At 35.4% G+C, this 14,744-nt stretch carries 5 protein-coding genes; all 5 read left to right on the top strand.

Annotated features, from left to right (window positions below; genetic code table 11):
* The first annotated feature begins 6 nt into the window (after positions 1-6).
* The 5 genes from ACZIYX_RS17520 (at position 7) to ACZIYX_RS17500 (ending at position 14,568) form a co-directional block, all read left to right on the top strand.
* Complete coding sequence (locus tag ACZIYX_RS17520) at positions 7-1,968, top strand: glycohydrolase toxin TNT-related protein (RefSeq protein ID WP_462683549.1); 1,962 nt, start codon at positions 7-9, stop codon at positions 1,966-1,968.
* Positions 1,958-2,527 carry a hypothetical protein gene (locus tag ACZIYX_RS17515; protein ID WP_462683548.1) on the top strand — a complete coding sequence of 190 codons (570 nt, stop codon included), beginning with the start codon at positions 1,958-1,960 and terminating at the stop codon, positions 2,525-2,527. The genes ACZIYX_RS17520 and ACZIYX_RS17515 overlap by 11 nt, the downstream gene beginning before the upstream one ends.
* A gap of 251 nt (positions 2,528-2,778) precedes the next feature.
* Complete coding sequence (locus ACZIYX_RS17510) at positions 2,779-7,563, top strand: hypothetical protein (RefSeq protein WP_462683547.1); 4,785 nt, start codon at positions 2,779-2,781, stop codon at positions 7,561-7,563.
* 121 nt (positions 7,564-7,684) lie between these two features.
* Positions 7,685-9,748 (top strand): fibronectin type III domain-containing protein, encoded by a 2,064-nt coding sequence (locus ACZIYX_RS17505; protein WP_462683546.1) that lies wholly within the window; start codon positions 7,685-7,687, stop codon positions 9,746-9,748.
* 5 nt (positions 9,749-9,753) lie between these two features.
* A complete protein-coding gene (locus tag ACZIYX_RS17500; RefSeq protein ID WP_462683545.1) occupies positions 9,754-14,568 on the top strand; it encodes a T9SS type A sorting domain-containing protein in 4,815 nt (1,604 codons plus the stop codon).
* The last annotated feature ends 176 nt before the right edge of the window (positions 14,569-14,744 follow it).

The raw sequence follows: 14,744 nt of genomic DNA, 5'->3' as shown, positions 1-14,744 counted from the left end.
ATAATAATGATGAAAAGAATTTTAAGAAACTTATTACTAATACTATTTTTTGTTACTTCTGTTTATCAAAGTAATGCAAATGGACCATGCCCTATAGCAGAGGCCATGGTTAAAGATTATGATATTCCCGGGATTAAAAAGTTTCTTAGCGAAGATCCTGCTGCATATAGTAAATATGAAAGCTTGTACAACACGGGAGACTTCTTTAAAACACTTACAAGAAGCAAAACCCAAAATGGGTTAAAAATTAAAATATTAACGGATTTAAGTATAGATCAAATCAAATTATTTGCAGCTGATTTTAAAACAATATCATCTCAAAGACTTGCAAAATTTGCCAAAGATCCAAATGTTGTCGAGGCATGGAAGGCTTTAGAAAAATCTCCAAGAATTCGTGTAAAGGAAGGGAATTTAGAAATCTTATCTAAAATAAGATCGAGATCTTTTGGAGACGATTTTTTTAAAGAAGTGGCCCAGTTAATTCAGAAAAGCAATGTCAAACAAAAGTTAATAGATAATCTTGCTAAGGCAGATGAGATTTTTAAGACAGATATACAAAACATAAAATATACGGCTGCAAAATTATCTGGGGAATTAGAAATTACCAACAAGCATACCAAAGAATTAATAGCGACTATTACAAATGGTAAATTAGGGAAGAACAAGTTTTTAGCACAAGGTACGAAGATTGGAGATGAACGTTATAATTTACTTCAGGATGGTAATGTAATTGGGTTTTGGAAAACATCAAATATAGGAAGTGTTGTTAGTAATGTTTTTTTCAAAAATGCAGATGAGTTTTCGAATACTTTTGATAGAGCAGGTAATTTAAGTCAAACAATCAGAAACCAAGCCTTTGAATTATATAAGCAAGGAAACTGGAAAGATCTCGAAGAGTTATTCAAGCAATATAATTTGAATGGAGGATGGCCTCCTGCTTACGGGGGGTATAATATAAAAGAGATTTCGATAAGGGCTGGTGATAAGTTTGATCGTTACGGTGGAGCCTTGAGTCATTGGGATGGAACAGGTTTACCTCCTTTGGGAGGAGAGTTTACAAGCCCAATAGTAAATGGTAAGCGTTATAGTTTTGGCCAACGAGCTTTAAATAAAGCAGAAAAGGACTATGATTTTTATTATGAAATAGAAGTTCTTAAAGACTTACCTTTTAAAGCAGAAATTGCAGATGTAATACCATGGTTTGGTCAGGTAGGAAAAGGAAAACAAGCTTTTTGGAAAATAGATAAAGGAGCTAATGGTTATCCAAAAACATGGAACCAATTAGTAGAAGAGGGATATGTAAAGATAACGATTAAAAAATCTCCGAATAGCAAATATTCTAAACTGGGAAATATTGTTATTTCTACAGACTTTTTCAAAGATGCAGACAAATTTGCAAAGACTTTTAATAAGGCAGGTAATGTTAATCAGTCAATTATAGAGGAAGCTTATATTTTATATGCAAACCATAGTTGGAAAGATCTCGAAGAGTTATTTAAGCAATATAATTTGAATGGAGGATGGCCTCCTGCTTACGGGGGGTATAATATAAAAGAGATTTCGATAAGGGCTGGTGATAAGTTTGATCGTTACGGTGGAGCCTTGAGTCATTGGGATGGAACAGGTTTACCTCCTTTGGGAGGAGAGTTTACAAGCCCAATAGTAAATGGTAAGCGTTATAGTTTTGGCCAACGAGCTTTAAATAAAGCAGAAAAGGACTATGATTTTTATTATGAAATAGAAGTTCTTAAAGACTTACCTTTTAAAGCAGAAATTGCAGATGTAATACCATGGTTTGGTCAGGTAGGAAAAGGAAAACAAGCTTTTTGGAAAATAGATAAAGGAGCTAATGGTTATCCAAAAACATGGAACCAATTAGTAGAAGAGGGATATGTAAAGATAACGATTAAAAAATCCCCAAATGGGAAATATCTAAAATTTAAAGATGTTGTTATAGATGGTAATTAAAGTAAATAGCATTGATGAAATTGATTATTCATTATATGGAGAACATATTATTAAAAATATTTCTGAAGTAACATTAGGAAATTTTAATAAAAATAATATTCCATTAAAATTTCAATATAACAGTAATTGGAGTGTAAAGCATACCTGTAGTTGTTGTAAAAAAGTAATTAGTTTTGGTGAAGGAAACTCATCTGTTCATGTAAAATATTTTAAAACAAAATATTTATGTTCAAAATATTATACCGAGGATTTCTTAAAATTTTTCCCAGATCTTTTTAAAGATTCAAGCCTAAAGTATTTTGAAGATGAAATATATGTCATTTGCAATGGTGTTTTTCAGGAAAATTATCCTGTAACATCTTCATTGTTAGTTATGTATTATGAGTGTTTAGAGTGTAATTCGACATATTTATGCAGAATTAATCAGGTATATCCTATAGAACCTGAAAGAAATAATCCTTACGGAAGTCCAGGGATAATCGTTATTGATGAAATAATTCAAATAGAAGTAGTTGGAGGTAAAACTTTTTCTGATTTACAGAATTTTCATAGACAATAATTATTGATGAAATTATTAAAAATGTACTCCTCAAAAAGGAGCGCACAAGGAGGGGGTTTGCTTGATAGAGAGAAACAAGAGGATAAAATGGAGAAGGTAATGAAGATAAAAATGGATATAAAATTGAAGTTATACTAATTTGCCACACAGTGCTTTTACACTGAGCTTGTCGAAGTGTTGCCAAAATGTGATAGCCCTAAATGCGATAAGAATTAAACATAGATAATACAAAATTATATAGGAGAAATACTATGAAACAGTTTTACCTTTTAATTACCCTAATTATATCGACGCTCTCTTTTGCAGCTACCGGAGATCATACCAAAGATCCGGTAGCCAAAAAGGGAGAAACAGTACGACCACCAGTAGTAATGCGTCGCTCGTTTGCCAGTCTGGATACCAAAATCGAAAAAAACATACAACAACTAGTAGCAAAAGCCTCGGCACGAGAGTTTCAGCCCGATGAGTTATTTACACGTTTTGATAGCGATACTACAGCAATCAACCTTAGAAAAAAAGCAGAACAGGTAATTAATGAACTGGTAGAAGGCGATAAGTTTCTTGAGAACTTAACACAATACCTTACTGGGCAAACCCCTGTTACTTTGCCTATCGGAATCAAAAAAGAAGTAGGGAACTCACAATTTATCATGGGAGTTAGTAAAATAGAGATTGGTACAGAATACTCAGAACTAGAGATATTTGTACGAATCATGCTCCCTCAAATAGACGAACAAGGGAAACAGCGAGAACTATTTTTTGGTGCCAGCGGAGTAAAACTATCCCATAAAGGAGGATTGTTTGGGGATGCAGATCTGGTATTATTGGGAGATGTAGGAATCCCGTTTCAAGGTAAAGAAGTCCTTATGGTACTCAAAGGTGGTTTTGATTTAAAAACAGGTAATCTGGATAAAAAAACCTATGTAACCATTGATTGTAATGGATTCAAAGAATTAGGACTGGCAGTAGATGTAGAGTTTTCCAGAAAGAAAATCTTACCAGTTAAAGCAGATAATACAGTAGATCATACTACAATACCAGGTACTACAATAAAGAAAAAAGTAACCACCAGTTTTGAAGTGGTCGCTACCGATTGGAACGATATTTTGGTAGAAGTAAACCTGCCTCGTTTTCAGGTGCCATCCTTAAAAAATACCATTTTTGAGTTGAATACAGCAGTTTTTGATTTTAGTGATACCCGTAACTCATCCAATATACAGTGGCCAAAAGGATATCAAGAAAAATATCTCATATCTGGTGAAGAAAACCTATGGCATGGCGTATATGTAGAATCCCTTACCGTGGTATTACCCAAGCAGTTTCAAAAAAAAGGAAGTAGTAAACGTATTTCTTTTGGTGCAGAAAAAATGCTGATCGATGCCAATGGAGTCTCAGGAACTTTTAAAGGAGAAAATATTTTGCCCATTAGTGTAGGAAATGCAGATGGATGGCAATTTTCTGTAGATAGGTTTCAGGTTACATTTATGGCAGGTAACCTAACTGCTGCTGGGTTTGGTGGAGCCATTGTACTACCGGTAACTACAGAAACCGTATCAGGATCACACACAGAAAAGTTTGTAAACAGTGATGGTGTAGAACAAATTCGATTAAAGAAACAAGGAAATGAGTCTGGAGGGGGGAGTCAGGTAATTGCCTACAACGCATTAATCGATCCGGTAAATGAAGAGTATGTCTTAAACGCCAGCCCTGGCAAAAATATAGCCTTTGATATTTTTAAAGCCAAAGCTACCATAGCTGCCAATAGTATGATAGAATTACGATTAAGTAAAGGCACATTTAAACCCAAAGCCATACTGCATGGTAATATGGCAATCAAAGGATCTAATAGTGGATCGACTACCAAGACTGCCACAGCAGATTTTGAAGGCATCACATTTCAGGATTTTCAATTACAAACCGTAAGCCCGATAATACAAATTGGGTATGCAGGATATAGTGGAGAGGTTAAAATAGCTAATTTTCCTGTAACTATATCCGAGATTGGGATTCGTGCTCAGGATAATATAGCCGCACTAGATTTTAAAATAAATATCAATTTGATGGATAGTGCTGGGTTTAGCGGTGCTACCAGTCTATCTATTGAAGGCGGTATGCCTAAAGGTGAAGGATTCCAAAAATGGAAGTTCAAACGTATTAAACTGAAAAGGATAGAACTAGCCGCCGATATAGGTTTTAAAATAAATGGTTTTGTAGACTTTAGAGAAGACGATCCCGTATATGGCGATGGGTTCGCCGGGCAGGTAACTGCAGAGTTTAGTGGTGGGATTGCGGTAAAGATCAATGCTACATTTGGTAAAAAAGAGTTTAGATATTGGTATGTAGATGGTTTGGTAAGTGGTTTGGATATCCCTGTACCAACAGGAATAAGTATTACAGGGTTTGGAGGAGGAGCCTCGTATCGAATGAAGAAAGAAGGCTTTAGTTCTGCAATAAGCCCGGGAGCTTCTGGAGCAGAATATATACCAGATAAAAACTCGGGCTTAGGAGTTAAGGCAATGATGTTATTTACAGTAACAGGAGGTAGTAGTGTTGCCAATGGAGGCTTTGGTTTTGAGATCGCATTTAACACCAATGGGGGGATTAATAGGGTGAGTTTATATGGAGAAGCACACATGATGCAATTACCTGGATTTGATGATGCTGAAAAAGAAATAACTAAAAACCTAAAGGGTATTGTAGAAAAAGAATCCAATATGTCTCCCGCCATTCAAAATCAATTAAAGCAAAATGACCTTATTGGCGCTTCAAAAGCAATTTACCCGGCAACCATGCAAGGGCAAAAAGGATTGAATGCTTATGTGGCTATAGAATTTGACTTTACAGCAAACACTTTTCATGGTACTTTCGAATTATATATCGATGTATTAGGAGGAGTGCTTAAAGGAGTAGGTGATGGTGGTCGTGCAGGATGGGCAGTAGTACATTTTGGTCCGGGAGAATGGTATATTCATGTAGGAACCCCAACCGATCCTATCGGGTTAAAAATGGGAGTGGGGGATATCGCATTACGATCAGAAAGTTATTTTATGCTGGGAGATTATATGCCGGGATCACCACCACCACCTGCACAAGTAGCAGAAATATTAGGACTGGACACTTCTGCTTTGGATTATATGCGGGATGAAAATGCCTTAAAAGGAGGCCGTGGAATCGCTTTTGGATCCAGATTTAGTTTCGATACCGGGGATATAACCTTTTTAATCTTCTATGCTAGCTTTCAGGCAGGTTTTGGATTTGATATCATGATAAAAGATTATGGAGAAACGATTTGTAGAGGCAGCGGACAAATAGGGGTAAACGGTTGGTATGCCAATGGGCAAGCCTATGTATATCTGCAAGGAGAAATGGGGATCAATATCAAATTTATGGGCGTACGTAAAAAGATACCTATAATCAAAGCAGGTGCAGCAGCCCTGTTACAAGCCAAGTTGCCTAACCCAACCTGGTTTAGAGGATATCTGGGTGGATATTATAACCTGTTGGGAGGAGCGATAAAAGGACGTTTTCGTTTCGAATTGCAATTTGGTGAAGAATGTGATGTGATTAGCAGGGGAGGATCTCCATTAGACGGTATGAAAATCATTGCCGATATAAAACCAACAGACAATGCATCGGCAGTAGATGTATTTGCAGTACCACAAGTAGCTTTTAATATGCAGGTAGAGCAACCAATAGAGCTTGAAGATGATGAAGGGAGGTTGCGAAAATATCGTTTTAAAATCGATGAATTTTATCTCAAAGATGAAACAGGACAACAGATCAAGGGAGCGCAAAGTTGGAATTCTTCTAACGACCTATTGAGTTTTACTTCTGATGAAATTTTACCACCACAAAAAACTATGCAATTATATGTATCGGTAACCTTTGAAGAACAGATTAATGGTACATGGACAGCGATCAAGGAGAATGGAAAAGTGGTAAAAGAAGAAGAAAAAAGAACTTTTACTACAGGTACAGCACCAGATTATATACCAATGTCTAATATTGCGTATTGCTATCCAGTGGTAGGGCAAAAATATTTCTTCCCCAAAGAGCATAACAGTGCCTATGTAAAATTAAAAAGAGGACAAGGATACCTCTTTACTATTGATGCAGGGTGGTCACAACGTGCTTATTTTGCAGATGAATATGGCAATGCTTTAGAGAGTTCACTATCCTATAATTCAGGAGAGCAAAAAGTGATGATCCCTTTACCAATACTAGAAAACACAAAGCCCTATACAATGACTTTGTTAACTCTTCCTCCTGCAGCAGTATCCAGTGGTACATCAGATAGTTATACCAAAAAAAATCTGGGTGACGGAGAGAGTACTATAGAAACCAAAACTGTAAGTATCGATGGGTTATCGACCAATCCAGAAACTATAGAAATGTTAACCTATAAGTTTATAACCAGTACACATAATACATTTAGAGAGAAAATAGAGAGTAAAGATCTTATTTCTCCATTGCGTGAAATTATTTATGCAGATGTACACAAGTTAAAAGCTGTAGTAGCAAATACCGAGCCTTTTGACCTAACAGAACTGGTAGGAACTAAATATAGTGAAGAAAAACCATTGGTACAGGTAGAAGCTGTATTAGATGATTACTATTACATACACGAAATTTATCCGCTGATTTATAAAGAGTATCCCTTGCAACCACAATTTACAGTAAATAGAGATGTTTCTAAATTAGGGTTACCTCCTAAGAAAGGAATGGATCAACTAACGTGGTATCAAACCTATTTAGAACATGATCCAAATAGTAAGTACTTACGGGAACGGTTACCACACTCATATAATTTGCCAGTATATTATAAATCAGATTTTATAGATATTCAATATAAAGTAGTAAATGCCTATTTAGGAAACTCGGAACAGTATCAATCCGAAATAAGGAAATATAATCATATCATAAATGGTGTTTTTCCATATATAAAATCAGGAGATTATAATAGTAAGTATACATATATATTACCAGGAGGGATTAATGGAACGCAAAATAGGTTTATATATATAAACCCTAAATAAAACAAACAATAGAGTTATAACAAGTGATCATACTGAGCTATTACGCTGAGCTAGCCCGAAGCGTTGCCAGAGTATTGTAAAAAAATAGAGATAGAAAAAATGAGCATTTAGATATAGAAAAATGAATAAAAAATTAATCTTACTACTAGTAATCCTATGCTATGCGCAGAAGAATGCGATTGCGCAGTCGATAGAGCAAATCCCGGAAGTAAAAGTAATTGCCAGAGCGCAAGAAGATCGTATTCTATTACGTTGGGCATTAAATACTCCTGTATCCTGGAAAAAAGGAAATCGATATGGATATACAGTAGAGCGTCATACCATTTCGAGAAATCGAAAAACACTACCACAACCCGAAAAAATAATCATTGCCCAGAATTTTATGCCCGTTCCTATGGCAGAATGGGAAGGGATTGCAAATACAAGTGATAAAGGAGCAATTATGGCACAGGCATTATGGGGAGAGAGTTTTGTGGTCGAAGGTGGTGATGGGTTAGCTACAATGGTCAATAGAGCAGAAGAACAACAGCAGCGTTTTGCCTTTGCACTATATGCAGCAGATCAGGATTTTGATATCGCCCAAAAAGCAGGGCTAGGATATGTAGATACTACAGTAAAACCTAATGAGAAATATCTGTATAAAGTCATTTCCAATATCCCGGAATTCGAACTAAAAACAAAAGAAGGTGGGGTATTTATAGGTATTATCGATCATGAGCCATTACCAGAACCGATAGATTTTGTAGGGGTTTTTCAGGAAGGGAATACTTTATTGAGTTGGAATTCTAAACTTCTCAAAAACACCTATAATAGCTATGTTGTTGAACGATCTAATGATGGAAATAGCTATAGACGCTTGGATGATATACCCTATGCAGCAATACATAAACCAAATAAAGAGAATAACAGAACAATATACATAGATTCTATAGCAAATAATACCGAGTATTTTTATAGAATTAAAGGAGTTACTTCTTTTGGCGAAATTGGTCCGGTATCTAATGTTGTATCTGGATCAGGGAAAAAAGTACTTAAGTATGTACCGCACTTAACCACAAAAAATCTATCCTCAGAACACGAGGTAGAACTGCATTGGGAGTTTCCTGTAGAAGGAGAAGAAGACATTACAGGGTTTACACTCAAAAGAGCAGATACAGATAAAGGAGCATACAAACCAGTTGTAACTCATATTCCTGCAACAGCCAGAAAAGTAAAATACACAAAATTAAGAACTACTAATTATTTTAAGATCACAGCCAATGGGAAACAAAATAACCAAAGAGATTCTTTTGCAATGTTGGTACAACCAGTAGATTCGATACCTCCAGAACAACCCATAGGGTTAGAAGGTGTAGTGGATAGTACAGGGGTGGTACATCTTAAATGGACTCCTAATACCGAAGAAGATCTTATGGGCTATCGTATATATCGTGGAAATTTAAAAAATGAGGAATATTCGCAAATCACACAATCTCCTCATGAGCAATATACGTATATCGATACAGTACAAGTAAATAATTTGAATAGTAAGGTGTTTTACAGGATTATTGCAGTAGATCATCGCTATAATAATTCGAAACCTTCTGAGATTTTAGAGCTGATAAAACCCGATATAATTCCTCCAACAGATCCGGTGTTTACATCCTACAGGATTGTGGATGGAGCAGTACACCTGGAGTGGGCAAACAGTTCTAGCAATGATGTAGATGCACATTATATATATCGAAAGGGGAAAGAAGACCCAAACTGGAATTTGGTGTTTCAAAGCCCAAAATTAAAGCACACTACCTTTATGGATAAAAAAGTAACAGAAGGAAAATTGTATAACTATACTATTATAGCCAGAGATCAAAGCGGTCTCGAATCAAATCCAGCCTCTCCTGTCACAGTTATAATACCAAAAACAACTTTAAAACCAGCCGTAAAAGGATTTTATGGTACTGTAAATACGTATGATAAAACAATAGAACTAAGCTGGCGGTATAAAGAAGTAGACATATCGGCATTTGAGTTATATCGTGCTGTAGGAGATGCACCTACCTCTTTATACAGAGTAATACCACAGGGTAGTACCCGATTTACAGATAGTGGATTACTCATTAATTCTGTATACAAATATATTATTAGGGTTGTATTTACAGACGGTGCCTATTCTCAACCCAGTGAAATCAACATAAAATACTGATCGTTATGAAGAACATTCATTTTATAATATTCGCCTTATTCTTTGTTTATGGAACAACCTTGTTTTCACAACATAAGTATAAATTAGAATATGATTATACTTATAAAGCCTGGTGTAATGGTGATTTCTCTTCAAGTTTTGAAGTCACTGCATTTTTTGAAGATGGTACAAACACAGTTTTATTAAAAGAAGGAGAATCTTTTAGCACTGTTAGAAAAAAAGGAATAAATGATCTCGAATTTACTCAAAAAGTTATCTCGATTGTGACAAAACATAGAATGAATAACATAAGAGATTGCGGGAACACCAGATGTGATAGATCTACTACATTTCAATTTAATGATTCTTGTATTTTAGATTTATCATCTATGAATAAATGCACAAATGGAACATCTTTAAATATAAGTACTTTAAAACTTCACTATATAGAACCCTTAAAAAACCTAAATCCTTTACCCAGAGAGATTTGTCCTGTAAGAAAAACCACCTTGAAAGCTTCTGGTTGCGATGATCAATTTTATTCAATCAACTATAGCTACAATAATATGGATTGGTTCGAGCTTATTCCGTATGGATATCATGGTGCATCTTATGACCTTGTCTATAGCAATTTTAAGGATATAGAAGGGAAAAACAATTTATATATAAGATTTGGATATTTGAACTCAACAAATCAATTTTCTGATACTATCAGTTATAATATTTTTAGTTGTTCTCCGGGTTTAGATACTGTACCTCAAGTTACCGACACTACATGTTCAGATAATAGAGACGGAGGATTTATATTGGATTTTGATCGTTCTTTTGTTACAGATGAATCTGTTTATCCAGAATTATGGATGTTGGATATTGAAAATAAATGGATTCAACAGTCCGATCCCCTTGTAAAATTCCCTATAAAATCTTCACATTTAGTTGGAGGAAACAAATACAATTGGCCATATTCTTTGGCTTCTGGACGTTATAGAGTTAGATACCAGTCTTTTTTTAAAGGAACGTCCATTGGTATCCCATCTTCTTTTTATGAGTTTACCATTGGGGCACCTTCTGCAATTACCTTTACCCTGTCCAAAACAGATCCTAAGTGCTATTCTGATAAAGGTATCATAACTATTATCAATGCTAATGGAGGTAACGGAGGATATAGTTATAGCCTTAATACTGTGAATTGGGTTCCATTTTCAGGAAGTAATACAACCATTTCTAATGTAAATCCAGGAAAAAATAGTGTAGTAATAAAAGACAACAAAGGTTGTGTGTCTGCTACAAAAGAAATCACAATAGCAAACCCTCCAAACCCGATAACCATAACAGAAACAATGAGGATGACTACTTATTTTGGAGGAAATAATGGTTTTGTCAATGTAACTGTTAATGGGAGCAATGGAGGATATAGAGCTAACTGGACAGGTCCAAATGGATATTCATCATCACAGTTTAACATAAACAATCTTTATGCAGGAGTATACACCCTTACTATAACCGATAGTAAAGGATGTAGCACATCAAAAAACTATACAATAACCCAACCAGATAAGTTACTGCTACATTCTTTATCAGTTATTAATATAGATTGTAATGGCAAAACCAATGGAGCTATTTCTATTTCAGGATCAGGAGGGTTGCCAAATTACCGATTTGAGCTTCTTAAAGATAATGGAACAGGTATGTATAACACTACAGGAGATGTGTTTAATACCAATACTTTGAGTGATGTTTTTAAAGTTACGGATCTTTCAAAAGGAAACTATAAGGTACGTCTTATCGATAATATAGGGACTACCAATCCGCAGATAGTAATAGAATCTGAAGTAATAGAAATTAAAGAACCAAATCCCATAGAATTTGTTATTACGGGTACTACAAACGTATTGTGTAAAGGAGAAGCTACAGGTAAAGCAGCCGTAACTATAACTGGGGGATGGGATAACTATATCACAGAGTGGTATAAAGACGGGGCCATTTTGTATAGTACAGTACAAAATCCTGAAAACCTTGTAGCAGGAACCTATATCCTGATTGTTAAAGGAGCTACAATTAATCCCAATTCTACAACATGCCCGGCAATTACTCCAATCGCCCAAGGAGAGATTACAATCACGGAGCCTCAGGAAAAACTAGAGATCAATACTACCAAAATTACAAGCCCAACAGCAAGTAACGCCGATGGAAGAATTGTTGTAGAAGCAACAGGAGGCGTAGGGCCATATATGTATGTGTGGAATACAGGAGAAACATCACCTGCTATTACCAATATACCAGATGGCATCTATACCATAACAGCCACAGATGCTAACGGTTGTATTGCCATAAAAGAATATATAATAGAAGAATTATCAGTGACCATAACGACTACCCCGGGAGAAGAATTGCTATGTCATGGTAATCTGGCAGGACTTACAGCCAACCCTGTAGGAGGAGATAAACAATATACCTATGCCTGGTATAATCAAAATGACTTAACAACTGTAATAGGTACAGTAGCAACAATACAAGGATTAACAGAAGGAGATTATGTGGTTACGGTTACAGATACTAATGGAGAAGGAACGTTGGTAACCTCGCCAGTATATAATATTGTAGAACCAGCATTGCTTGAGTATGAAGTTGTCACTACCCCGGTAACATGTTATGGAGGTAGTGATGGTACCCTGACCATTAATGCTACTGGTGGAACAGGTACTTTACAATATTCTATAGATAACGGTGCAAACTATCAAGGATCTAACACCTTTACCAATATATCAGGAGGATTATATCCCGTTTTGGTAAAAGATGTCAATAATTGTAGTACAGATCAAAAAGAACATTTGGTATATGCTCCCGATCCTATTCAAATAGCGAATACAGTAACAGACGTTGGTATCTATGGTCAAAATACCGGGGCTATACAACTACAGCTAAGTGGAGGAAACGAAGGATTTACCTATAGTTGGACTGGTCCTAACGGGTTTACAGCCACAAGTAAAGATATTGCAAAATTATATACAGGTGTATATACTGTAGTAATCAAAGATGCTAATTACAATTCAATAGCAGACAATTCCGGGTGTACAACTACACAAACTTTTATTATAATACAACCAGACAAATTAGAAGTAACTCTGGGGTATGAAACCCCAAATAGTGACCTAAAGTGTCATGGGGATGATAATGCGAAACTTTTGGCAACAGTAACGGGAGGAGTAGAACCTTATACGTATACATGGTTAAAAGAAACAACAGCAGGTGTTTTTACCATACTAACAGATAAATCTTCTTTATTCCTAGGTGCGGCTGAAGGAATGTATCGTGTTGATATTATAGATGCAAATACGGCAATGGTTTCTTCAGATTTGTTTTATGTGTCCCAACCAGAGGATTTGATTGTGGATTATGATACAACACCCATTATCTGTTTTGGAGAAGCTACTGGGGCTATTAATTTGCATATTTCTGGAGGAACTCCGCCATATACTATTGTTTGGGAGAATGGAGAAGTTGTCAAAGATTTGTATAATCTTCTGGCAGGGAACTATACTGTAGAAGTAACAGACAAATATGGATGTTTACTAAGAAGAAAGATACCAGTAGCACACAAATATGACCAATTGAATATAAAAAATACTATGGTAACAGATGTTTCAGTCTTTGATGGAACAGATGGAGCTATTACCATTGGCGTTGAAGGAGGACTGCCTCCATATATAATAAATTGGACTCGAGTTTTAGATAATACTCTAATCGGAAACACAAATGCAATTACAAATCTGAAAGAAGGAAATTATCATGTTAATATAGTAGATGCAGAAGGATGTAGTATCCAACAAACATATACCATAGCAGAACCCGATATTGTAGTAGCAACCTTACAAGACCCGGTATGTATCGATGATTGTAGTGGTAGTATTACCATTGTTGTAGACCAGGGTAATGGCAGTTTTAGCTACTTATGGAGTACAGGAGAAACTACAAATACAATTACCGGTCTGTGTAAAGGAACCTACTCTGTAACGATAGAAGGATTTGGTAATCGAATTTTGAAAAGAACCTATGTTCTTAAAGATCCCGATCCCCTGATTATTGAACTGGGGGAAGATAAAACATTATGTAAAGATCAAACCTATATTGTAGATGCTACTATAAATGACCCTTTGGCAACTTATAAGTGGCAGGCAGATAACAGTTTTACAGCTTCGACAGCAAAAATTGAAGTATCAAAAAGTGGCACATATACAGTTTTTGTAACCACAAAAAATGGTTGTGTAACTAGCAAGTCTATTCAAATTACAGCAGTAAATAATACTATTGTTTCAGACTTTATTGTATCCAGCGATCTTTTTGTAAATGAAAATTTTACGATAGTAAATCTAAGTAACCCAGTACCCGATACTATCGAATGGGATATTCCTGATACAGCAAAAATAATAGAAAACACACAACAGTATGCCGAAATTAAATTAGAGAAACCAGGAGAATACAAGATAGGATTACAAACTTATTCAGGAGATTGCGAAGAATATACAGTAAAAACTATCATAGTAAGAGAACGTTCTTTAAATGAAAATAAAACCCCGGGACAAGGACTACAAGAGTATATCTTATTCCCTAATCCAACATCAGGAAATTTTACCGTCAACCTTACTTTTGATAAAGAAACAGCCATAGATCTCAAATTGTTTAATGTAGTAAATAATACCATGATTGATCACTATCAGGATAATGGGGCAACATCATATAATGTTCCCTTTAAATTAGAAGGAATAATATCCTCAGGGATTTATTTTTTGATGCTTGAAACTCCGGGCAAAAGTTACATACGAAAAATCGTAGTAGAATGAAACAATATTACGATTTGAAAGAAAGCGAATTTTTATCAAAATTATCAAAGAATCGTTAAACGCAATAGAAACCGCAGACAATTTATCTGGCAAGCATAGAATAACCCATGTAGAAATTGTAAATCCAGAAGAGATACATCGTTTTTCACAATTAAATGTTACAGCAGATTTTCAAG

Source organism: Aquimarina sp. (genome assembly GCF_977115655.1).
Note: the sequence above shows the minus strand (reverse complement) of the source record. Positions and strands in the feature narration are given on the sequence as shown.